Source organism: Streptomyces sp. NPDC055749 (assembly GCF_053617235.1).
Genome location: NZ_JBSHFH010000068.1, coordinates 1 through 22,153, shown reverse-complemented (window position 1 = coordinate 22,153; position 22,153 = coordinate 1). Strand labels below are relative to the sequence as shown.

Annotated in this window: 20 protein-coding genes and 4 pseudogenes; 17 read left to right on the top strand and 7 right to left on the bottom strand. The window is 68.3% G+C overall.

The window, feature by feature from the left end; translation table 11 throughout:
- Window positions 1-1,125 precede the first annotated feature (1,125 nt).
- From ACWGO0_RS33340 to ACWGO0_RS33325, 4 genes and pseudogenes are all read left to right on the top strand, one after another.
- Window positions 1,126-1,452 carry a plasmid stabilization protein gene (locus tag ACWGO0_RS33340; protein WP_453543604.1) on the top strand — a complete coding sequence of 109 codons (327 nt, stop codon included), beginning with the start codon at window positions 1,126-1,128 and terminating at the stop codon, window positions 1,450-1,452.
- A gap of 52 nt (window positions 1,453-1,504) precedes the next feature.
- A complete protein-coding gene (locus ACWGO0_RS33335; RefSeq protein WP_453543602.1) occupies window positions 1,505-1,975 on the top strand; it encodes a DUF5709 domain-containing protein in 471 nt (156 codons plus the stop codon).
- A complete protein-coding gene (locus ACWGO0_RS33330; RefSeq protein ID WP_453543600.1) occupies window positions 1,972-2,664 on the top strand; it encodes an HAD family hydrolase in 693 nt (230 codons plus the stop codon). The genes ACWGO0_RS33335 and ACWGO0_RS33330 overlap by 4 nt, the downstream gene beginning before the upstream one ends.
- Window positions 2,665-2,780: 116 nt before the next feature.
- Window positions 2,781-3,760: pseudogene (locus ACWGO0_RS33325) on the top strand (TIGR03557 family F420-dependent LLM class oxidoreductase).
- A 144-nt stretch (window positions 3,761-3,904) separates the two neighbouring features.
- On the opposite strand, the pseudogene ACWGO0_RS33320 reads toward ACWGO0_RS33325, so the two are convergent.
- A pseudogene (locus ACWGO0_RS33320) lies at window positions 3,905-4,198 on the bottom strand (sortase domain-containing protein); the annotation flags it as partial.
- 331 nt (window positions 4,199-4,529) lie between these two features.
- Here ACWGO0_RS33320 and ACWGO0_RS33315 point away from each other — a divergent pair.
- On the top strand, window positions 4,530-4,754 hold the full coding sequence (locus ACWGO0_RS33315) for a hypothetical protein (RefSeq protein ID WP_453543598.1): 225 nt from the start codon (window positions 4,530-4,532) through the stop codon (window positions 4,752-4,754).
- A gap of 252 nt (window positions 4,755-5,006) precedes the next feature.
- On the opposite strand, the gene ACWGO0_RS33310 is transcribed toward ACWGO0_RS33315, so the two are convergent.
- Window positions 5,007-6,170: a glutathione-independent formaldehyde dehydrogenase gene (locus ACWGO0_RS33310; protein WP_453543596.1), complete on the bottom strand. Its 1,164-nt coding sequence runs from the start codon at window positions 6,168-6,170 to the stop codon at window positions 5,007-5,009.
- A 532-nt stretch (window positions 6,171-6,702) separates the two neighbouring features.
- Here ACWGO0_RS33310 and ACWGO0_RS33305 point away from each other — a divergent pair.
- On the top strand, window positions 6,703-6,951 hold the full coding sequence (locus ACWGO0_RS33305) for a hypothetical protein (RefSeq protein ID WP_453543594.1): 249 nt from the start codon (window positions 6,703-6,705) through the stop codon (window positions 6,949-6,951).
- Window positions 6,952-6,977: 26 nt separating this feature from the next.
- Here the strand turns inward: ACWGO0_RS33305 and uvrA are convergent, their stop codons facing one another.
- The 3 genes and pseudogenes from uvrA to ACWGO0_RS33290 form a co-directional block, all read right to left on the bottom strand.
- Window positions 6,978-9,446 (bottom strand): excinuclease ABC subunit UvrA, encoded by a 2,469-nt coding sequence (uvrA, locus tag ACWGO0_RS33300; protein WP_453543592.1) that lies wholly within the window; start codon window positions 9,444-9,446, stop codon window positions 6,978-6,980.
- Between the two features lie 167 nt (window positions 9,447-9,613).
- Window positions 9,614-10,273 (bottom strand): annotated as a pseudogene (locus ACWGO0_RS33295) (transposase family protein); the annotation flags it as partial.
- A gap of 491 nt (window positions 10,274-10,764) precedes the next feature.
- Window positions 10,765-11,115: a PRC-barrel domain-containing protein gene (locus ACWGO0_RS33290; RefSeq protein WP_453543636.1), complete on the bottom strand. Its 351-nt coding sequence runs from the start codon at window positions 11,113-11,115 to the stop codon at window positions 10,765-10,767.
- A 253-nt stretch (window positions 11,116-11,368) separates the two neighbouring features.
- Here ACWGO0_RS33290 and ACWGO0_RS33285 point away from each other — a divergent pair.
- Both ACWGO0_RS33285 and ACWGO0_RS33280 read left to right on the top strand, forming a co-directional pair.
- Window positions 11,369-11,516, top strand: a pseudogene (locus tag ACWGO0_RS33285) (IS5/IS1182 family transposase); the annotation flags it as partial.
- 405 nt (window positions 11,517-11,921) lie between these two features.
- A complete protein-coding gene (locus ACWGO0_RS33280; RefSeq protein WP_453543634.1) occupies window positions 11,922-12,206 on the top strand; it encodes a hypothetical protein in 285 nt (94 codons plus the stop codon).
- A 301-nt stretch (window positions 12,207-12,507) separates the two neighbouring features.
- On the opposite strand, the gene ACWGO0_RS33275 is transcribed toward ACWGO0_RS33280, so the two are convergent.
- Window positions 12,508-12,933 (bottom strand): pyridoxamine 5'-phosphate oxidase family protein, encoded by a 426-nt coding sequence (locus tag ACWGO0_RS33275; protein WP_453543590.1) that lies wholly within the window; start codon window positions 12,931-12,933, stop codon window positions 12,508-12,510.
- Window positions 12,934-13,611: 678 nt separating this feature from the next.
- On the opposite strand from ACWGO0_RS33275, the gene ACWGO0_RS33270 reads away from it, so the two are divergent.
- From ACWGO0_RS33270 to ACWGO0_RS33260, 3 genes are read left to right on the top strand one after another with little or no spacing between them, the layout of a single operon-like run.
- On the top strand, window positions 13,612-14,187 hold the full coding sequence (locus tag ACWGO0_RS33270) for a hypothetical protein (protein WP_453543588.1): 576 nt from the start codon (window positions 13,612-13,614) through the stop codon (window positions 14,185-14,187).
- A gap of 3 nt (window positions 14,188-14,190) precedes the next feature.
- Entirely contained in the window at window positions 14,191-15,303 is a 1,113-nt protein-coding gene (locus ACWGO0_RS33265) for an MAB_1171c family putative transporter (RefSeq protein ID WP_453543586.1), read from the top strand.
- Between the two features lie 23 nt (window positions 15,304-15,326).
- Complete coding sequence (locus ACWGO0_RS33260) at window positions 15,327-16,514, top strand: amidohydrolase family protein (RefSeq protein ID WP_453543584.1); 1,188 nt, start codon at window positions 15,327-15,329, stop codon at window positions 16,512-16,514.
- A gap of 52 nt (window positions 16,515-16,566) precedes the next feature.
- Here ACWGO0_RS33260 and ACWGO0_RS33255 read toward each other — a convergent pair whose 3' ends face one another.
- On the bottom strand, window positions 16,567-17,433 hold the full coding sequence (locus tag ACWGO0_RS33255) for a helix-turn-helix transcriptional regulator (protein WP_453543582.1): 867 nt from the start codon (window positions 17,431-17,433) through the stop codon (window positions 16,567-16,569).
- Between the two features lie 427 nt (window positions 17,434-17,860).
- Here ACWGO0_RS33255 and ACWGO0_RS33250 point away from each other — a divergent pair, with 427 nt between their 5' ends.
- From ACWGO0_RS33250 to ACWGO0_RS33225, 6 genes are all read left to right on the top strand, one after another.
- The gene (locus ACWGO0_RS33250) at window positions 17,861-18,187 is read left to right on the top strand and encodes a transcriptional regulator (RefSeq protein ID WP_453543580.1); all 327 of its coding nucleotides are present in this window, start codon (window positions 17,861-17,863) and stop codon (window positions 18,185-18,187) included.
- Between the two features lies 1 nt (window position 18,188).
- Window positions 18,189-19,208, top strand: a complete 1,020-nt coding sequence (locus ACWGO0_RS33245) for a hypothetical protein (RefSeq protein ID WP_453543578.1) — start codon at window positions 18,189-18,191, stop codon at window positions 19,206-19,208.
- Window positions 19,208-19,912, top strand: coding sequence for an ATP-binding protein (locus ACWGO0_RS33240; protein ID WP_453543576.1), 705 nt, complete (start codon window positions 19,208-19,210; stop codon window positions 19,910-19,912). The genes ACWGO0_RS33245 and ACWGO0_RS33240 overlap by 1 nt, the downstream gene beginning before the upstream one ends.
- Window positions 19,913-20,028: 116 nt before the next feature.
- Complete coding sequence (locus ACWGO0_RS33235) at window positions 20,029-20,595, top strand: WhiB family transcriptional regulator (protein WP_453543574.1); 567 nt, start codon at window positions 20,029-20,031, stop codon at window positions 20,593-20,595.
- Complete coding sequence (locus ACWGO0_RS33230; protein WP_453543572.1) at window positions 20,592-21,659, top strand: DUF2637 domain-containing protein; 1,068 nt, start codon at window positions 20,592-20,594, stop codon at window positions 21,657-21,659. The genes ACWGO0_RS33235 and ACWGO0_RS33230 overlap by 4 nt, the downstream gene beginning before the upstream one ends.
- 102 nt (window positions 21,660-21,761) lie before the next feature.
- Complete coding sequence (locus ACWGO0_RS33225; protein WP_453543570.1) at window positions 21,762-21,986, top strand: hypothetical protein; 225 nt, start codon at window positions 21,762-21,764, stop codon at window positions 21,984-21,986.
- Window positions 21,987-22,153: the final 167 nt, after the last annotated feature.

The following is a 22,153-nucleotide window of genomic DNA, read 5'->3' as shown; positions in this document are numbered from 1 at the left end:
CCAGCATCCCCGATCAACCGCAACTCTCACCGCGGATAACAGTCAATACGGTTGGACACGCGCAAACGGACGCGGAGGGCCTGGGAGCTCGAGCGGGAGCTCCCGCCTGAGCCAGTGACCACGTGCTGTACCCCGAATCCCGTAGCAGGGCCTGAACTGGCACGATCGGATGTAACCGGACCGGCGATCACTCCTCGCCGGTCCGGCCCTGGTCAGGGCCTCACGGTCGAGGGCGGAGGTCCCCCTTTCTGTGACTGCGGTTTGGGTTTCGTCGAGCGGGAGACTCAGTGGTGCAGGACTGAGACGGTGACGCTCCCCGCGGGGGCCGGCCGGTCCAGGTTTCCCCGGTACGGACAAGCTGCCGGGGGAACCACCTATGTCCTGCGGCGGCGAGTAGCGCGCAATCCCCTTCGGCGTTGTAGGAAGGATTTCGTGACGCGGTCCCACCGTTTTGCTGTACGGACCGTTCTCGCTTTCGCGGCGGCCCGCTCGCCACGCCTCCGGCCGACGCGGCCGACGCGGGCCCCGGAGCTTACTTCGGCAGTAACTCCGGGTGGCTCGGACGCCAACGACGGCCCATCGGCGGAGAGCCCGTTGAAAACCCTCCAGCAGGCGGCTGACTGGACCTTGCCAGGCGAAACGGTCTTCGTCATGACGAAACATACGGCGACGTGTCTGCTGAAGGGGTCCTTCCTACACCCGCTCCGGGACGCCCGCAAACCCGCACAGCGGTTCACAGGGAAGTAGCGCTGCCGCGCGCTGGCACGGGCGCCGCTCATTCGAAAGCCGCGTCGGTCCGGTGCTGGCGCCGGAGAGCGGTTCGGCGGTATCCGATCGACGGAGAGGACGGCCAGGGCGCGGTCCGAAGCGAGGAGCTCGGCTTCGCTGTTGGCGTCCAACTGCCTGGCGGCGGAGTCGGAAACTCACCGAGCCCGGTTTCCGGCCGGTGCCCCCCCAACTTCAGGGACTGGCACTCCTGGTTCTGCGTCGGGGGGCGCAATTCCGGGGTGCGTTGTTTAGTGGGATTCGAAAGGGAAACGCGGTGGGCGTCCCCCTGGGAAGAAGCGCTACTGCATCGGACGATTCCGGGTCCGACACCCCCGAGTCGGAGCGAAGGAGCACATCATGCCGGCTGGATCCAACAAGAAGCGTGAGCGGCAGTACGAGCACATCAAGGAGAGCCAGGAGGAACAGGGCGCGTCGACCGCCCGCGCGAAGGAGATCGCGGCCCGGACCGTCAACAAGCAGCGCGCCCGCTCCGGCGAGTCGAGGACGGCGAGCAGGACGTCGACGCAGGACAGGAAATCCGCCTACGAACGCGGCGGCGAACGCTCGCACAAGGGCGCGCAGGGACCCACGAAGGACCAGCTCTACGCCGAAGCGAGGAAGAAGAACATCGACGGGCGTTCCTCCATGAACAAGGAACAGCTCCGCAAGGCCCTCGGACGCTGACGCCCACCGGCGGTCCGGGGGCCGCCCGCCCACACGACGGAGGAAACAGGACATGCCCGCAGACGCACGCGGCGACGATGTGTACCAGCCGCAGGACGACGACGGCGAACCGCAGAACGACGAGCCCGACCTGGAGAACACGCTCGACGAACGGGATCTGGACAACCGGATGGAAGAGGGCTACTCCCCTCTTGAACGCCCCTTGGCCGTGAACAAGTTCGGCACGACCGAGGCCGAGGTGCGCCACGGGGAGTCCCTGGACCAGCGGCTCGCCCAGGAGACCGACGACGTGGAATCGCCCGCCGGTGACGGCATCGGCGACCTTGCCGGGGGCGAGGGCGAACCCCTGGAGGTGTCCGAGCGCGAGCCCCGGGCAGGACGGCTCAGCGCGGCGGACGACGCGGCCGGGCGGGAGAACGACATCCTCGCTAAGGACGTGGGCATCGACGCCGGCGCGGCGTCGGCGGAGGAAGCGGCCGTCCATGTCACGGACGAGGCTGACGCCCAGGGGCGCGAAGCATGATCGCTAGCATCAGAGAGACCACGGCAGGAGCGGCGATCTTCGATGTGGACGGCACACTCACCGATACCAATCACTTCCACGTGGTGACCTGGTGGGAAGCCTTCCGGCAGGCCGGACACACCGTGCCGATGCCGGACATCCACCGATCGGTCGGCCTCAGCTCCGGTGATCTGATCGAGCGACTGCTGGGGCCAGACCGTGACCCCGGGCAGGACGAGGCCATCAGCTCCGCACACACGGTGCTCTACGGGACGTACTTCGACCGCCTTCCGGCCTTCCGGGGCGCGGGCGACCTGCTGCGCACCCTGGCCGAACGTGGTTGGCGGGTCGTGCTCGCCACCTCGGCGAGCGGAACGGAGCTCGCGGCTCTGCGGCGGGCGGTGGACGCGGACGAGGCGGTCCGGGCCACGGCGAGCTCGGACGACGTCGACCGGGGCAAGCCCTCCCCGGAGCCGGTCGAGCTGGCCTGCCGGCTGGCCGGCGTCAGTGCGGGGCAGGCGGTGTTCGTGGGCGATACGGTGTGGGACATGGAGGCCGGGGCCCGGGCCGGGGTGACCGCGGTGGCTCTCCTGTCGGGTGGTATCCCGCGTGCCGACCTGGAGCGGGCAGGAGCGGAAGCGGTGTACCTGGATGTCGCCGATCTGCTCGGCCATCTCGACGACAGCCCGTTCGGGCCGGGCCCCGACTGACGAACGGACCTCGAACCTCCAGTTGCACACCGAGCACATCCGACCGTCATGTGCAGCGAACAGAGGGTACGTCTGTGCGGACGAAGGGGTCATGACGCGTGCGGAATGAGGATCACATGCAGGTGGGATACAAGCTGGCCGCGGAGGCGTTCGGCCCGGCGGAGCTGGTCAGGCAGGCCGTGCTCGCCGAGGAGGCGGGATTCGATTTCGTGGAGATCAGCGACCACTACCACCCCTGGCTCGACAACCAGGGACACTCACCGTTCGCCTGGACGGTGCTGGGAAGCATCGCGGCCAGGACGTCGCGGATCGGTCTGGCTACCGGGGTCACCTGCCCCACCGTGCGCTACCACCCCGCCGTCATCGCTCAGGCGGCCGCGACGCTCGCCCTGCTCTCGGAAGGCCGCTTCGTCCTGGGCGTCGGCTCCGGGGAACGGCTCAACGAACACGTCGTCGGCCCCGGCTTCCCCGACGCGGTCAGCACCCGGCACGAAATGCTCACGGAGGCCCTGGAGATCATCCGGCTGCTGTGGAGCGGAGGCTACCGGTCCTACGAGGGAAAACATCTGCGGCTGCAGGACGCCCGGGTCTTCGACCTCCCTGACGAGCTGCCCCTGATCGCGGTGGCGGCCAGCGGCCGGGAGTCGACGCGGATCGCCGCCGAGCTGGGCGGAGGTCTGTTCGCCACGGAGGACAAGCCGAGCATCGTCCAGCACTACCGTGACGCCGGCGGCACCGGCCCGTGCTACGGCGAGGTTCCGATGGCCTGGGCGCCCGACGCGCACACCGCCGCCCGCGCTGCTCTCGAGACGTCGCGGTGGGCGCTGACCGGGTGGAAAGTGATGAGCGAACTCCCCAATCCGATCAACTTCGATGCCGCGACCACCACAGTGCGCGAGGAGGACATCCTGGAAAAGTTCGCATGCGGAGCGGACCCCGGGCGCTACATCGAGATCGCCCAGAGCTACGTCGAGGCAGCTTCGACAGGCTGGTCATGCAGAACGCGGGCCCAGACCCCGACGGCTTCATCGACTTCTACCAGCGCGAGCTCGACGGGCGCATCCGACAGCTCAAACCCGGCAACGCGCGAGCTTGAACGAAGAAGACGTAAAGCGAGCCTCGATGACCAGGGGCACGCCCACTACCTCGAGTGAGCTCTGCAGTTCATGGCGGCCCGTATCCCGGCCGTGCGGGTGGCCGATACCTTGTCCCCGAGGTACTGGCCACCTGAGCATGGCGTTCAGGCCGCCTTCTTCAGTGACGTGAGGTGGGCGAAGACCACCACATTCGCCGAGTAGCCCGCCTTCTCGTCGAAACGCCCGCCGCAGGTCAGCAGCCGGAGTTCGGGCCGGCCGGTCTCCCCGTACACCTTGTCGTCGGGGAACTTGTCGTTCGTGTACGTCTTCACCGCATCCACCGTGAACACCGCGGTTTTGCGGTCCGCGCGCACCACGTTGACCTTGTCGCCCCGGCGCAGTGCATTGAGGTTGAGGAAGATGGCGCGCCCGGTCCTGGCGTCCCGGTGGTCCAGCAGGACCTGAGACGTGTCCCGCAAGTCGGGCCTTCTTCCCAGCGACTGGGTCCCAACCGATATCCCCGGGCCTGTGACCCTGTGCTGTGGCAGCCTGCCCGTCATGCCAGCAGAGCTGAGAGAACACGCTGTGGACGATCGCGGGCTCTGGCAACCGAGTCGGTGAGCCGCGAGCCCAGCACCGGCCAGCTGCCCCCTCGCTCCTGATCGCGATCTCACTCGTCACGTCCCCCAGCAGCCGCCGGCCAAGAACCCCTGACCCCAATGCGGCGGCACTCCCTCACGTCCCCGCGCCGACTCGCCCACCGAACTGGTCTGCGGCACGCTGGGTGGCGTGGCCAGCGCGCCGATCGTCGTGCACCGACCCTCCCGTACGGGCGGCCGGAGAGTCACCGTGCACAGCAGCGGGCGGGACGAGATCCTCGGCACCGCCCACAGCGACCACGACCTGGTCGTATTCCTTGCAGGTGCCGGCATCGCTGACCCGGAGGCCGCCCTGGACGACCCTCATTGGGTGGAGTGGCGCGGCGGCCACGCGCACGAGTTCAGCGCCGCCTGACGCCACAGAGCCACGGGGGTCGGACAGGAAGCTCCCGCCCGACCCCGCCGGTTAGTTGATCAGGCTGTACCGACCTCCTACCGTGCAGCCCCCGGCAGCGAGGACACCGGCGAGGACTGCCTTGGGGTAGGACTTCTCGGCGAAGAAGGTCAGCACGCCGAAGCCGATACCGACGACGATGGCCGGAGCGCAGTCCGGCAGCGGGCTGTCCTCGACCGGAGCTGCCGCCGCCGTGGGGAGCGGGGTCCCGGTCTACGCGGGCACAGACTCCGGGTGCAGGACCACCTTCGTCCACCCCGGGCTGCGCTTGTCGAAGTTCTCGTACGCGCTGGGCGCTTCGTGGAGCGGGAGTTCGTGCGAAACCAGGAAGGACGGTTCGGCCTCGCCGCCGGCGATCAGGTCGCGCAGCGCGCGGTTGTACCGCTTGACCGGGGCCTGCCCGGTGCCCATGGTCTGGCCCTTGAACCACATGAGGCCGAAGTCCAGAGGGACCTTTCCCTCGGCCTCCAGTTCGTTCTGCGCTTCCTTCCCGCCGGGGTCTTCAGGCAGGAACACGCCGACGACGCCGAGCCGGCCGGTGAAGCGCACCGAGCCGATGAGCTGGTTGAGCGTGAGGGACGCGTCCTCCTGGCCCTGCGGATCGTGGGCCTGGTAGCCCACGCACTCGCAGCCGTTGTCCGCACCGAGCCCGAGGGTGGCCTCCTTGATAACCTCGGCGGGGTCCTCCTTGCTCGTGTCGATCGCGATCGCGCCCACGTGCTCGGCGAGCGCCAACCGGTCCGGTTTGTGGTCGGCGACCCACACCCGCCCCGCGCCCTTGAGCATGGCGGAGTACGCGGCCATCAGGCCGACCGGTCCGGCCCCGAAGACCACGGTCTGGTCGCCCGGCTTCACACCGGCCATCTCGGTGGCGTGGTAGCCGGTCGGGAAGATGTCCGCAAGCATCACGTAGTCGTTTTGCCGCTCGGCGGCGTCCTCGCCGAGCCGGAGAGCGTTGAAGTCGCCGAACGGTACGCGCAGGTACTCCGCCTGTCCGCCGGCGTACGGTCCCATCTCGGCGAACCCGTACGCCGCTCCCGCCATGGCAGGTTCGGGCTGCATGGTGAGGCAGTAGTTCGTCAGCCCCTGCTCACACTGTTTGCAGAAGCCGCACGCGATGTTGAAGGGCAGGACGACATACTCTCCCACCTTCACCTTGCTGACTCCGGAGCCGACCTCCACCACCTCGCCCATGTTCTCGTGTCCGAGGCTGCGCCCCTGCTCGAAGGACGTACGCCCCTCGTACATGTGCAGGTCCGAGCCGCAGATGTTCGTGGCGGTGATCCGGACGACGATGTCATTGGGATGTTCGATCCTGGCATCGGGGACCTCGCTGACGCTGACGTCGTGCGGGCCGTTGTACACCACTGCCTTCATGTCGAGCCACGCTTCCCGACCACTCGGCCACGGCCCCGAGTCACCGTCCCCGACGGCAGGGCGCGGGTGATCCGCTCACTTCTCCAGGGCACCGGTCGCGGCCGCTCGTCGGCGCCGGTCCGCGCCGGGCTCATCCATCCACTGTGGCACCGGCCGGACGGCGTGGCGAACGCTCGACGAGCCACGGGGGCCGCGTGCCCCGGCACCTTCCGGAGCCGGAGTGGGCCCCGGGCCGCCCGTCCCTGTCGCCGCGCGGCCCGGTAGCTGTGACCCGGACTCTGCCGCGCCGCCCGTACCCGCTGGACGCTCGTCGTCGGTCGCCGCATACGGTTCCGGGTCCGTACCGGTGTTCCGTGACGGGGCATGCTATTCGAGTACGAGCCGTGGGGCCGGGTCTACGACCTGTTCCGCCGATGGCAGCGGAACGGCACCTGGCACCGGATCCTCACGCGGCTCCAGCCTCTGGCCGACGCGAAAGGTGCGATCCCCTGGGACCTGAGCGTCGACTCCACGGTCTGCCGCGCCCACCGGCATGCGGCCACGGCCCGCAATCAGGGCGATCTGCAGGGCGACCGGCATCGTCGTCACACTGGCCGGCCTGCGCGCCGGGGACGCCCGGGACGTCCTATGGGAGATCTCCCAGCACACCGACATCAAGAAGCGCCACGCCGCCGAACTCATCGTGGAATGGGCCCAGACGGGACACCTCGCGAGCGATATCCGCCACAAGCTGGAACGCAGCATGGCGACGCGCGCGACCCTGCGCCCCGAACCCGGCTGACCGGCGCTCAGCCCCTCGCGCCGTCGTCAGGAGCGCGCGAGCCGGGCCGCGAGATAGGGCGCGGTGGCACTGCGGCGGGCCCTCGCCACCTTGGCCGGCGGGCCCGCCGCGACCACCCGCCCGCCCGCGTCGCCGCCGCCCGGCCCGAGGTCGATGACCCAGTCGGCGGTGGCGATCGTGTCCAGGTCGTGCTCTACGAGGACGACGGTGTTGCCGGCGTCGACGAGCCGGTGCAACTGTCGCAGCAGCAGCGCGACGTCCGAGGGGTGCAGCCCCGCCGTCGGTTCGTCGAGCAGGTAGAGCGCGTGGCCGCGGCGGGCTCGCTGCAGTTCGGTGGCCAGTTTGATGCGTTGCGCCTCACCACCGCTGAGTTCCGTCGCGGGCTGCCCCAGCCGCAGGTACCCCAGTCCCACCTCGCGCAACGTCTCCAGACTGCGGGAGGCGGCCGGGACGGCGGACAGGAACTTGGCGGCGGCGTCGACGGACAGCCCCAGCACTTCCGCGATGTTCTTGCCGCGGTAGGTGACTTCCAGCGTTTCGGCGTTGTACCGGGCGCCCTGGCAGGTCGGGCACGGCGCGTAGGTGCCAGGCAGGAACAGCAGTTCCACCGCGACGAAACCTTCGCCCTGGCAGGTCTCGCACCGTCCTTCGGGCACGTTGAAGGAGAACCGCCCGGCCGAGTAGCCGCGCGCCCTGGCCTCGTCCGTCGCCGCGTACAGCTTGCGCACCGCGTCGAACATCCCCGTGTACGTGGCCAGGTTGGACCGGGGAGTTCGGCCGATGGGCCGTTGGTCGACCCGGACCAGCCGGTCGAACGACTCGACCCCCGACGCGTCCTGGACGTCGACCTCCAGCTGCGCCTCGTCGGGCTCCTCGGGTACGAGTCCGAGGTGGCCGCGGACGACCTCGGCGAGCACCTGCGTCACCAGTGTCGACTTTCCGGAACCGGACACGCCCGTCACCGCCGTCAGTACGCAGAGCGGTACGTCGACGGACACGTCGTGCAGATTGTGGCGGGAGACGCCGCTCAGGTGCAGCCAGCCGTGCGGTGCGCGCCGGCGGTGATCGAGCGGCTTGGCGCGCCCAAACAGGTACTGGCTCGTGGCCGAATCCCTCACCCGCTCAAGACCGGCGACCGGGCCGCTGTACAGCACGCGCCCGCCGCCCTCGCCCGCGCCGAGGCCGATGTCGACCACCCAGTCCGCCCGCCGTACGACGTCCATGTCGTGCTCCACGACGAACAGCGAGTTGCCCGCCGCCTTGAGGCGGTTGAGCACGTCCAGAAGCGGTTCCGCGTCAGCCGGGTGCAGGCCCGCAGAGGGTTCGTCGAGGACGTAGACGACGCCGAACAGCCCCGAGCGCAGCTGGGTGGCGATCCGCATGCGCTGCGCCTCGCCGGGCGACAGGGTCGTCGAGCGGCGCCCGAGGCTGAGGTATCCCAGGCCCAGGTCGAGCAGTACGTCGACCCGCGCGACCAGATCGCCGCAGATCCGGACCGCGACCTCGGTCGTCTCCCCGGATCGGGCGGTCGCCGTGGTGGCGTCGGCCTCGGACCGCCCCGCGACGGGCCGCAGCAGCGCCGCGACCTCGGTGAGCGGCATCGCGTTGATCTCGGCGATGGAACGTCCGGCGAAGGTCACGGCGAGCGCCTCGGGCCGCAGTCCGCTGCCGTGACACTCCGGGCAGGGCACACTCCTGACGAACCGGAGCGCCCGTTCGCGCATCTTCTCGCTCTTGGAGTCGGCGAGAACGTGCATGACGTGCTTGCGGGCGCTCCAGAACTTGCCCTGGTAGCCGTAGTCGACGCGGTCCTCCTCCGGCTCGATGTACACGGAGGGCTGCTCGTCCGTGTACAGCAGCCAGTCCCGGTCCTTCTTCCTGAGCCTGCGCCAGGGTCGGTCGATGTCGATCCCCAGGCCACTCACGACACTGCGCAGATTGGCGCCCTGCCAGGCGCCCGGCCAGGCGGCGATCGCCCCCTCGCGGATGCTCAGCGAGGGCTCCGGGACGAGCAGGTCCTCGGCGACGTCGTGCACGACGCCCAGTCCGTGGCACTCCGGGCAGGCGCCGGCCGCGGTGTTGGGTGAGAACGACTCGGCTTCCAGCCGTGCGGCCCGGGGCGGATAGGTGCCAGCGCGGGAGTACAGCATGCGCAGCAGATTGGACAGAGTGGTGATGGTGCCGACCGTCGAGCGCGAGCTGGGCGACCCGCGTCGCTGCTGCAGGGCAACGGCCGGTGGCAGTCCGGTGATTTCCTGCACGTGCGGTGCGCCGACCTGTTGCAACAGCCTTCGGGCGTACGGTGCTACGGACTCGAAGTAGCGCCGCTGGGCCTCCGCGTAGAGCGTGCCGAACGCGAGCGAGGACTTACCCGAACCGGAGACGCCGGTGAAGGCGACCATCGCGTCCCGCGGAACGTCGACATCGATGTTCCGCAGGTTGTTCTCACTGGCGCCCCGGACATGCACAAAGGGATCGGTCGCGTCCTTGTTCACCGTTCCTGATTACCTGATCGCGCCGGGAACCGCGCGGCAGACGCCGTCACTGGGCCTCGCTCGCACGAGCGTCCGTAGCGTCCCGGATCCATTTTCGATACACGACCTAAGCGTGTTGCAGAAGGCTGTGTGGTGGCGTGCTGACGCCGGGCTACGGTCCTGTCTGATCACGAGGCGAGGGCGTGGTTGTGCATGTGGGCAACAGCCTGGACCGCGTGGTGGAGGCCGTCGCCGTGCTGTCGGCAGTCGCGGAGGATCTTGTAGTTCTTCACGCGGGCGAAGGCGTGCTCGACGCGGGCACGGACCTTGCGATGGGCGGCGTTGTCCTCCTCCTCACCGGGCAACAAGGGCCGGCCGGGGCGTTTTCGGTGCGGGACGACGAGACCGGTGTTGATGTAGGCGCCGTCGCCGAGAACCGTCACACCATGACAGTGCTCGGCCAGCCCGGACTCCCGCCAGACCCGCGCATCGGCCCGGTTCCCCGGCACCGGATGGGCCGTGGCGATGACAAGACGAGTGTCCGCATCGATGATGACCTGCACGTTCGCCGAGAACCGGTAGTTACGCGAGGAGGCGGCGACCTTCCGGTCCCGCACCGGGATCAACGTCCCGTCCACGATCCACAGCCGGTCGACCACTTCGTCCCCACGGGCCACCGGTTCCAGAGCGAGCTGCGGTCCCATCCGCTGGATGACCCGGCACACCGTGGCCGGCGAGACCCCGAACAGCGGCGCGAGCTGCCGCATCGTGAGGTTCGTCCGGTAATACACAGCCACCAGCAGCACCCGCTCCGCCAACGGCAGGCACCACGGCCGCCCGATCCGCGGACGGATCCAGGCGCCCCTCGAAAGCTAGTCGAAGCAGTTACCGACGGAGGTTAGAGGACAACCCCAGCGGCCCGTGCGACGGACTTGTAGAGCATCTTCCACTGCGTCTTCTCCCGCAGGGCGATGTCCACGCGCCACAGCGCGGCGATCTGATTTCCCGCCAGATCCTTGGTGCGGTCCGGCGGAGTCGGCCGCCGTTCGATGCGGATCGTCGGATCGCGTTCGATCCAGCCCTGGCGCTGTTACCAGCCGATCGCCTCGCGTGCGATGAACAGCTCCGGGTTGACGGTGTGGGCGTCCATCGCGTCCGCCCGCGCCGCCGCCAGCTCGGCCAGGACCTCCAACAGCGCCGGGTCGTCGATCGCGGCGACGGGGGAGACGGGCGGCTGCGCGCCCCGGCGGGCGAGTCTGGTCGGCGCCGGTTCACGCGGGTTGGGGAAGGACCAATTGACGTTGGCCGTGCGGACGTCACGCGCGAGTCTGGCGGCCGCCTACAGGTGCGGCATCCCGTAGTACTTGGCGAACTGCTCAAGATAGCTACGGTCGCGGGGCTCCTTGGTGCGCTCGAACTCGGGCGCATCCTTGATCTGGTCCTTGGTGCGGTCGACGTAAACCGCTTCGGTGTCACGGTCGACACGCCGGATGATGCTGGCGGGGAGCAGTACGTGCTTGCCGAAGATCCATACGCCTGTGTCGACGACGATGTAGCTGGCCCCGGCCTCGTCCGTATGCTCGTCGACCTTTCCGATGTTTCCGTCGGCTGCCTCGACCTTGAATCCGATCAGGTCGCTTCCTGTCTCGTAGCCGGAGTTGGTGCTGTAGTCCCAGATCTCTTCGTTCATCATGCTCGCTCTCCTCGTTCGCCGCTGCTGCCCCGGCTGTTCACCCTGCCCCGCACCGGTGTGGCTGCGTGCACGACGCTCCGGTGACTCCCCTGTAAGGCGCATTGGCGCCATCCTGCGCGTGTTGAACTCGCGCACGCTCAACTGGGGCCCGGTGACTACATCCTCATCCAGTGGGCACGCCCGGTCAGGTGCGGCGGGACCCGCATGAGAGGTCGTCTCAACTGGCTTGATCACTAGGCTGGCGGCCGTGATGGCGATGGTGGAGCATCTGGTACCGGAGGGCTGTGGGAGTTGCTCCAGCGGGTCGTCCCGCCTGCTAGACCCCAAGGCGGTTCGTGGCCACGACGGGCTGCACATGGCGGCAACTGCCACCGGGATTCGGTCCGTCCGGGCTTACCGGAGGAAGTTGCGCGGCTGGCCTACGCTGTCGTGACTGCGCCCCGTGGAACCGCAGCAGGGGATCGACGCGCTGTGCGCTGGCCCCGAGATCACAGACGCGAGGACGACGCGTGCGCCCCGATCCGGGTGGGCTGAGCGCGCGGTGTTTGAGGTCTCGACCGCACCACGCCGGCGTACGTGAGCCCACATGTGCCTGCGGTCGGAGGGCAACTCGCGGGGTGCGGACTGTACGCGGTTTCGACGAGCTGCCCCTCCCTCGTCGCGTTCGTTCGGTAAAATGCCAGCTCAGGGGCGTGCGGAAGGTCGGTTCTGTCCGCATAATGGCCAGTGTCCCCCCTGCCGGGCCGCCTCTAAGGGCGGCGCGCTTACCGCCCGGTAGGGGCTCCCGGCAGAAGGAGACCGTCATGTCCATCAGTCACACCCTCGAAGACGGGGTACTGCACGTGACGCTCCCGTCCGACCTCAACGTCACCAACCGGGCCGCAGCCGCGCTCGAGACCGAAGCGCTCATCTACACCCACCGCCCCCGGATCGTGAAGGTCAAGCTGGGAGGGCCCGGCCCGTCGTCCGCCTCGCTTAGCGCACTCGCCCGAGCCCGGAGGATGTGTGCGAGCATCGGCATCCCCCTCGTCGTTGCTGACCCCACGGCGCCGCAACCGGATGTCTCCGCCGCGCCCACCGCCGCATGAACGTCTGAGCCGGGGGCCTCCGGCCTCGGGTACGGCTGTCCTTCTTTGCATCCTCCGGTGGTGCTGGCGATCACTCTGGTGATCCTGATCGTGCTGCTGCGCTCGCTGCTGATCCCGGTGTTGCGCCGGCATCTACATGGAGATGGCATCAAGGGTCACTGATCCAGTGCCGAGCGGTCGGTTTTCAGGCCGCCCCGGCGGCGGGCGCCTGAAGGATATTCTTGGCGCTGGTCGAGCGTTGGGGCCCGGCTTCCGCTCTATAAGGGCCCCTTGGGCACGGACTTCGCGCCACACAGCGGCATTAGCCGTTTGTGGCTGCCTTGGAGGGCGTCTGACCCAATGCCCGTTCAATTGAGATCAGAAGAACGACGCGCTCAGGGTCCGAGGCCGGCGTACGCCCGTACCGCTGCCCGTACCGGGCAACCGCGTCGTCGACCACTGCCACGTCGGCGCATACCTCCGCCACGCCTTCGAGTGTGGCCCACCGGCCCCCGTCGACCTGGCACACCGCGACTCGGGCCGCACTACCGCCCGCAAGGATGTTGGCGACTTTCCGACTGGATTTGCGAGTGATAACGCGGGCCACTCCGGCTGCGGCATCGACGGTCACGCCGACTGGCACAACGTGCGGGCGGCCGTCAGGCCGCAGCGTCGTCAACGTGCACAAGTGGTACTCGTTCCAGAACTCCTGGTAGTCATCGGCTTGGCTCGATATCGCGTTCGGCATGACCGAAAGCGTAACGGTGCCAGTTGCCCGAACTGTCCTGAAGTGACTGCGGCCACACCCAGTCCGAACCAGTGATTAGCCTGATTTGGCACTGTATGACGCACGTCGTTCAACCTTAAATATCTCGGATTCACAACGGACTCGACATCGAAGTCGGGATTTTGAAGCGTCCACGCCAGGGCGTTAAAAGGCCAGCTCATGGGCGTGACCTAAGGCGTCGATGACCGATTTAGATTATTTTGGCGGACGGGGCTACTTGTGGGCTACACGAATTGATCGCGTATTTCAGGCCATGTCTTGTCTGGACCGTCGCGTACTGTCCAAAGAGGTTCTCGGAGGCTCCATTGGGGCAGTTCACCGGACGTCTCATTGCGTGTTCGCGTATGTAACATCCGTGATGGGTCAGTCGATCTGGAGGCCAGGCATCCGGCCCCCTTGAGGGGCTTGGTGGAGCACGCAGGTATGTCTGACTGCGGTCGTTCCTGGCGCCGGGAATCGGATGTCATCGATACGGGCGCGGTGTTGCCCCGGCTTGGGGGAGCCATCACCGTCGGTTGGAGGGATTACTCAGTGTGGTCAGAGAAGAGTGGTCGAGCCGCGGCTGAGCCGGCGGTTCCTACACAGGGCCGAGCCAGTCGTGGGCGCCTCGGGCGCTGGCGTACAGGCGCGAACCGGACGGTGGAGAGAGATCTGCACCGTCTGATCCGGCGTGAGCTGCAGGGCCTCGGAATTACTCCCCCGCTTGATGTCGAAGAACTCTGCCAGGCGCTCAGCCGACGGCGTGGTCGCCCCCTGTACCTGCGGGAGGCTTCGCTGCCGAAGCCCGGACCCTCGGGAGTGTGGGTCGAGTACGAGGACTTCGACGTGATCCTGTACCAGCAGGAGACAACACGCCTGCATCAAGATCACATCATTCTCCACGAGGTAGGTCACATCCTCGTCGCGGAGAACGAACAGGCCGCAGAGAAGATCGAAGTCGAGTCGAAGGAAGAAGCTTCCACGATCGACTCCGGGGAGGAGACGGCCATCTTCGTTGAGGGCTGGGCCACCATGCTGCCGGTCTTCGCACCCGAGACGATCAAGCGCGTCGCCCGCCGCTGCTCGTACGACGATGGTGAGGAGTGCTCCGTCGAACTGGTCGCCACCATCATCCTGGAGTGGTCGTCCCTGCTGGACGGCTCTACTCCGCTGTCGGACGACCCGTCGCTGCGGCGGGTGGAGGCGGCTCTCGGTGACCGGCGAGGATGGCTCTAACCCGTGGAACTGCTACTCCTGGGCCTCGTTGCGGCTCTCGTCTGGAAGCTCTACCAGCTGAAGCGATCCCCTCATGACGCGCCTCTGCGGTCGGTCACCCTCTGCTTGTTCTGCGCTGCACTGTCGTACCCCGTAGCTATGCCCGGCGGTGCGTCCGGCGTCGACACGGTCGCCGGCCACGGGACGGCGAAGCTGATCCAGAACGTGCTGTTGCTTCTGACGGTCTACTTCCTCATGTGCTTCTACCTCTACTCCTCCGCTGACGAAAAAGCGGGGCGCCGACGGGCCCGCAGGGAAGCCGTCGTCGTCGGGGTCGTGGCAGTCGCGATCACTGTGGCTGCGGTGTCCGTGCCGCACGAGGTATTCGCCGGCAGTTTCAGTACGGCCGACATGACGATTCCGCAGATCGCCTTCTTTTACGGCGGGGCCGGTCTCTACCTCATGTATGCCCTCGGCATGGCGTGCCGCTGGACCCGCCGCTACGCGCGCATGTCCCGGCGCCCGCACTCCACCGGGCTCTGGATGGCGGCCGTCGGTCTGGGGGTGATGGCCGTGGCCTGTGCGATCCGCGCCGTCATCGTCGCCGTTCGCTGGGCCGATGTGGACGTGCCCAAGCCTCTTATGGCGGCCGTTGCCTTCCTGCTGGTGGCGTCCATCATGCTGTTCGCGGCGGGTATCACGTACTCCGGTGCGCGAGCCCGGATCTCCTCCCTGCGGCTCTGGCTCCGGCATCGGCGTGATCATCGTCGGCTTGCCCCGCTGTGGGAGCTGCTGGCGGAGGCGTATCCCAAGAACGTGTTGCGGCCGGCGTCCCCGGCTGCGCTGGATCGCCGGCGGGCCCGCGGCGTGCACCGGCGCTATCACCGCCGCATCGTTGAGTGCCGCGATGGTTTGGTGGACATCAGTCCCTACCTGCTCGATGCGGACGACAGCGCCGTCCTCAGCATCGACTCGGCGGAGCTGGCCGCCCGGCTCCGCCGAGCCTCGGCCCGGATCGGGGAGGGCGTCCCTGCACCTCGTCGAGCGGTTCCCCTCGCTATGTCTCTGGGAAGCGACCGGCAGTCGGATGTGAAACAACTGATTGCGGTGTCCGACGCGCTGCGTGGTGCAGCATGACCCGTAATGATCAAGGAGACGAGATGCTGATCACCGGTGGACGAGTGCTCGTCGACTCGGGGACCTACCTGGAGGACGGCGCAGTTCTCATCGAGGGCGACTCGATCGCTGCTGTCGGGCCGCGCGAACAGATGGTGGAGCGGGCCGGCTCGGAGGTTCCCCACTTCGCATTCGACGGAACCGTGCTGCCTGGGCTGATCGACGCGCACGTTCACCTCGCCTTCGACGGCGGCCCCGATCCGGTTTCCACGCTCCAGGGCTCGACGGATGAGGTCCTGTTCGAGGACATGCGCCGTCGTGCGGAACAGCTCCTGCTCAGTGGCGTCACCACGGCCCGTGACCTCGGCGACCGAGGTGGTCTGGCGCTTCGTCTGGCTGCGGAGATCGACGACCGTCGTACGCCGGGGCCGAGGATTGTGTCCGCGGGCACGCCCGCGACCACCGTGGGCGGGCATTGCCACTTCCTTGGCGGAGAGGTCTCCGGTGAAGCCGAGGTCCGCGACCTCGTCCGTCGCAACCTCGCAGCGGGGGCCGGGGTCATCAAGGCCATGGTCACCGGCGGCGGCTTGACGAAGGACGGCCCCAAGAGCCATCAGTCCCAGTTCACGGCAGAGGAACTGACCGCCCTGGTGGACGAAGCCCATAAGGCAGGTGTTCCCGTCGCAGCCCACGCGCACGGTGCTGACGGCATCACCGCGGCCGTCGAGGCCGGTGTGGACACGATCGAGCACTGCACATGGATGACGAGTGGCGGCCTCGACTTCCGGCCGGACGTAGTGAAGCAGATCATCGACCGGGGGATTACCGTCTGCCCGGCGGTCAGCCCTCACTGGCAGATGCTCCCGCGCATCTTCGGTGAGGAGCGCGCCGCCGCGATGTTCGATCTGGTGCGGAGGATGGCGGATGCGGGCGTACGCCTGGTGGCAGGAACGGACGCGGGAGTGCAGCGCGCGGGCTTCGACGGCTTGGTCCCGGCCCTGTCGTTTTACTCCCACCTGGGCCTGGCGAACGCTTCGATCATCGACATGGCGACGTCCGAAGCGGCCATGGCGCTGGGGCTGGGCTCCACAACCGGGCGGATCGCTCCCGGATACCGCGCGGACCTGCTCCTGGTCGATGGAGATCCGCTTTCGGATCTCAACGCGCTGAAGGACGTCCGCGCTGTGTTCGCCTCCGGCCTGCGCCATGAGCGGAACACAGCGGCAGAGTAGAAATTGGTCAGTGTCCTGCTCCCGCGACTACCTCAGTCCTGGGAGCAGGGCACTATTCGTCGGCGTCGAGGTCGGCCTTCTTCTCGAACTCGGTCGCGAGATCGTTCAGGATCGAGAGGACGTCGGCCGACAGTCCCTCCGCGCCAAGGCCACGGGCCCGGGCTCGGCCCACCTTCCCGCTTCTGGCGGCCACCATCAGACGAAGTCCTTCGTAGACCTGCCACGCGACAGCGTCGTCCGGCTCGAAGTACAGGCGTGTGACGCCGAAGAAGTGAGCGAGGCCTTCCAAGATGACCGGGGCGGGCGCTTCGGCTTCGGCGGTGTCCGTTCGAAGCGCCTCTACCTTCTCGGCCGTGGTGACCTGCGACCCCGCGTAAGTGTTCACGGCCTGCGCGATCTCTTCGTCCCCCGGCGTTGCTCCCGACGGATATGAGCGCTCCAGGAGGAGGGTGATCTTCTCGGCGAGAGTCTTGGGTGCCTCCTCGACCGCCGCGACTGCGGCAGCCTCGCCCTCCACCTCTTCGCCGCGAGCCTTCGCCATTGACCGCTCCTGCGCTCGCTTCACCTCGTCCACGGTCACGCGATAGGCCGTCGCGAGGTCAGGGAGGTACCTGTCCTTGAGCCGCCGGATGCCGTTCTCCGCCCCGGCTACTGGACCGTCGCTCTTGGTACCGATGACCGCTGCTATCTCGTACCGATAGAGGCCGGCGTCGCACCGCATGTCAGTGAGGTCGGGCAAGCCGTTACGAGGGAACAGGACGTCCAACGGCTGGTTGAGCACCTCGGCGAGGGCGGGCAACTTCTCCTGATCCGGCAGGGATGAGCCCAGCTCCCACCCTGCGACCGTCGAGTCCGCAGCGCCGAGGGCAGACGCCACGTCGGACTGCGAGATCTCAGCGGCTCGACGTACCGAGCGCACACGAGATCTATCGAAGCGTCGAGCTGGCATATGACCTCAAGTTTTGCGTGAAGCGAAGAAATATCGGATCGTTGACCTTTCGCGTGAACCGCGATAGCTTCAGGCTATCGAAAAACGAGGGGATTTGCACCCCCCCTCGACAGTCAGGCTGTGCGCCTGCCGAGGGCTCGCGTCTGAGAGAGGGGGAGCGTCACCTCCTCATTCGCCTACGAAGAGAGCGTCGGTCAAGACAGACCAGGGAGGAGACGGAGCGATACACGCGAACGGTCTGTGACGCGACCAGGCAACGAAGACCGGCGCCCGGGAGCTACCAACTCCCAAGCGCCGGGCCGGCACCCCGGAGGGGCGCCTATTCACATCTCGCGGGCGACGGGGCTTTTCGCACGAGAACCGCCGCACCGCGCTCCTACGAACCACGGAGTATCGCATGCTCGCCATGCCGAGCGGAACCCTGACCTGCCCGGACACCAACCGTCAGCGCCGCCTTGCCGCCCAGCTCGCCGACATGATTCCGGGCGCGGCCACCATCCGGGTCAGCCTCAACGATCCGAAGCAGGCGTGGCCCTACCCGCACGCCATCGTCAAGGATGAGGCCGGGCGGACGATGGAGCTGGGCCGAGCGGCCGCCAGGATCGCGGCCCGCTGGATCCTGCGGGTCTGGCCTGAGGCGGACTGGAATCGGCCGCACACCTTCGACCTCGCCCGCGCAACCCTCACTCGCAGCGACCTGATGGCCGCCGGCCGGGCCCGCTGACATGGCACGGATACGCACCATCAAGCCGGAGGCGTTCGTCTCCGAGTCGCTTGCCGAAGTGAGCGTCGAGGCCGAGCGGACCTTCTTCGGGCTGCTCACCCAGGCTGACGATCATGGTCGCCACCGCGACAACGCGGCGATCATCGCCGGGCTCCTCTGGCCCCTGCGCGCCGAGCACACCTCGGTCCACGTCGAGGATGACCTTCATCAGCTCGCCAACGCTGGCTTGATCTGCCGGTACACCGGCTGCGACGGACGTCGCTACCTCCACATCGTGACGTGGTCCGAGCATCAGAAGATCGACAAGCCGAGCCAGTCCCGCCTGCCCTCCTGCCCGCAGCACCAAGGTGCCGACCGGTGCGCCCCTTGCAAGGGCACCTGCACAAGGCGGACCGAGGAGTCGCCCACTCCTCTCCAAGGGCTCGACGATGCTTCGCCGAACGCTCCCCGAGCCCTCGATCTGCCCGAGCAGCCCGCCGCGACGCCTCGCAGCCACGCAGACCAGGCTGCCGCAGCCCAGCAGGACGCCTTCGACGGCAGGGCAGGCACCCCTAGCCGCGCGGACACGAAAAGCGCAGGTCAGGACGCATTCGTCGAGGGATCCCCGAACCTTCCCGGAAGCCTCGGAGAGGGCTCGGCGCCTGGATCTAGGATCTTGGATCCTGGATCTTCTCTACCTACGGGGCGCACAGCGCCCGCAGCCAACGTCTCGGCCAATCAGCTCGTCGGCGAGTACATCGCTGCCTGCGACGAACGCCCGCCCAGCGACGTGATCGGGCACCTCGGGCGGATCACCAAGAAGCTCCTGGGCGAGGGCATCGCCCCACAGCACATCCGGGCCGGGCTGCAGAACTTCGCAGCCAACCCCAAGCACCCGAGCGTGCTGACTAGCATGGTCAACGAGGCCATGAACGTACGCTCCGGCGGCTTGGCGCGGCCGGGAATCCGGCCTAACGTGCCCGCTCACCAGGCGTGGACCAATCCGGCCAACGCTGCTGTCGCCTACGCCGAGGAGCTGTGATGCGCACCCGTACCCGCGAACCGCAGACCCTCGGTAGCGAGGGCACCCTGGACCGGATGACCCGGATTCTGGCCGCTCGCAACATCGACCCGGCCGCCGCCGAACTGGCCGACGAGCCCGAGCCCTTCTCCCCGCTGGACGCCCTGTCGGTTGGAATGCCGCCGCGCTACCAGGCCGCCGTCGCCGACCACCCCCAGGTCCTGGCCTGGGCCCGCGACGTCGCCGAGGCTGCCGTCGCCCCCAGCTTGGGAGCCCGGCGGCAGGTCGCCACCGGACCCAGCCTGCTGATGGCCGGGGTCGTCGGCGCGGGCAAGACGCACCAGGCGTACGGCGCGGTCCGACGGCTCGTGCGGAGCGGGGTTGGCGTGCGATGGCGCGCGACGACCGCCGCTGACCTGTACGCCGAGCTTCGGCCCAGCTCCGACACGGACAGCGAGCGGGTGCTGGCGGCCTACAGCCGGGTGCCGCTGCTGATCCTTGACGACCTCGGTGCGGCCAAGTCATCTGAATTCGTCGAAGAGCAGACCTATCGGCTGATCAACCGCCGCTACAACTACATGCTCCCGACCTTGATCACGACGAACCTGCGGATCAGCGACCTCAAGGCATACCTCGGCGACCGCGTCACCAGCAGGCTCGCGCAGATGACCACCAGGGTCGAGTTCGAGCCTGTCGACCGCAGACGCCACCGCACCGCCGCCTGACCTGCCGCAGGCCGCCACGCCGGGCCGCGCCCTCAGCGCGCCGCCCATGCACCTCCCGACCCAGCGCACCCCTCCGCCGACGCCCCTGCGCGCGGAGAGCGATCGGAGCAACCCGCATGACCACCACGACGATCAGCCCTGCCCGCCACCGTCTCCTCGGCGACCAGACCTGGCAGGACCAGGCCGTCTGCCAGAGCGCCGAGTACAACCCGGTGGACCCGGAAATCTTCTTCCCGGAGCCCGACGAGACCGACAAGATCTCCGCCGCGAAGTCGCTGTGCGGCCAGTGCCCGGTCCGCCGCACCTGCCTGGACGCCGCACTGGAAGGCGGCGACACCGACGGCATCCGGGGCGGACTGACCGAGGAGGAGCGCGGGCCGCTGCACGAGAAGCTTGCCCACCGCCTCGACTACAGCCGCGTCAACGCCACCATCGCCGGGCGCGACGTCCACCTCACCAAGGCCGAGCGCCGCGCGGTCGTCCACGCCGCCTACCGCCACGGGGTGACCGAGCAGCGCCTGGCCTGGCTCCTGAAGATCACCGAGGAGCACGCCCAGAAGCTGTACCGCGAAATCCGCCGGGCACTCGTACACCGTGACCTGGAGCCGGCCACGAGGACCACCCCGCACTCCCAGACGGACGGCGAGCGCCTGGGCCGCAACGACTTCGGGACGGCGGCGTGAGTACCGCGAGCATGCCGAAGTCGGCGCACATCACGGGCTGGGACCGCGTGGTCGTCATCGCTCTGGGCGGCGCGGGATGCGCGTTGTCGTACGACGCCCTCCAGCAGATGGCCGTCGCTATCCACATCCGCGGTTTCCTGACGTACCTTTTCCCGCTGGTGATCGACGGATTCATCTCCTACGGCATACGGGCCCTCCTGGTCCTGCGCGACGCACCCCTGCGCGCCCGGCTCTACGTGTGGGCCCTCTTCGGCACGGCCACCGCCGCCAGCATCTGGGCCAACGCGCTCCACGCGGTGCGACTTAACGAGGGCGCGGTCTCGGTCACCGGTCTCCGGCTCGGGGACACGGTGGTCGCAGTACTGTCCACCATCGCCCCGCTCGCGCTGGCCGGAGCGGTCCACCTCTACATCCTCATTGCCCGGGGGCCGGTCAAGGGCAGCGACCGCGAGGACCTCGGTCAGGCCGGTTACGACGGTCAGGCTGACCGGCCGGAGGGCATCGCGGTCACCCGGACTGACCAGGTCGGTCAGCAGCAGTCGCAGGCCGGTCAGGTCAGCGCCGGGCAGTCGGTCACTGTCCTGACCGACCGGCCGCGACTGTCCCTGGAAAAGCAGACCCGGAGTCCTCGGTCACTGACCGAGGACAGCGCCCCGGCGGACAGCGGCAACCCGGTCACCGGTCAGCGCGGTCAGCCGCACGAGGCCACTGACCTGCCCGGACAGTCGGACATCGCGCCGCCGGTCATTGACCGCCCGGCCGGTACCGAGCCGGTCACCGGCCATCAGGACAGCCTCGCGCCGGTCATCGACCGGCAGGTCACGCCTCCGCCGGCCACCGACCGGGACACCCGGCCAACCGGTGACCGGCGGCCTGACCCGGACACCGAGGAACTGCTGAAGATCGCCCGGTCAGCGGTCAGGGCCGAGGACAAGCTGACCCGCAAGGTGGTCGCCCAAGCGATCCGAGGTCAGCAGATCCCGCTCTCCAGCGACACATTGACCACCCTGATGTCCCAGCTCCGCGCGCAGCACGGACAGCCGGTCACCTCCGCCCGGAACTGACCGGACGGCACGAAGCGGGTGGCCGAGCCAGACACCTTGGCCGGTCACCCGCCCCCGGACACGTACCCCCGCACCCTCCCGAAGCGAAGCGGAGAGCAGCTCATGCGCACCCACCCGGCCACACCTGCCGAGGTCGATTCCTGGCTGACTGTCCTGCACCAGCGCGGCCACCTCCACCGCGCCCAATCCGGCCCCGACAGCACCTGGACCGTGCGACGAACCCGGCACAGTCGCCCCTGGACCCTGCACCACTCGGTCCTGGCCATGGACTGGATCGGGGAACTCGTCCGCGAAATCCGGCAAGAGAATCCGGAGACGATCCCGTGACCGCCAACGACCCGGTGAACGCCACGTCCGGACAGCAGCGTGACCCCACGACGGCTCCTGGCGGAGCAAGCTATCGCGTACGACGGTCCTACGGCCCGTCGTACGCACTTGCCCCCGCCCGGGAGGGCGGGGGAAGCCCGGCTGGTCCCCGAGCGAGGGCGCACCTG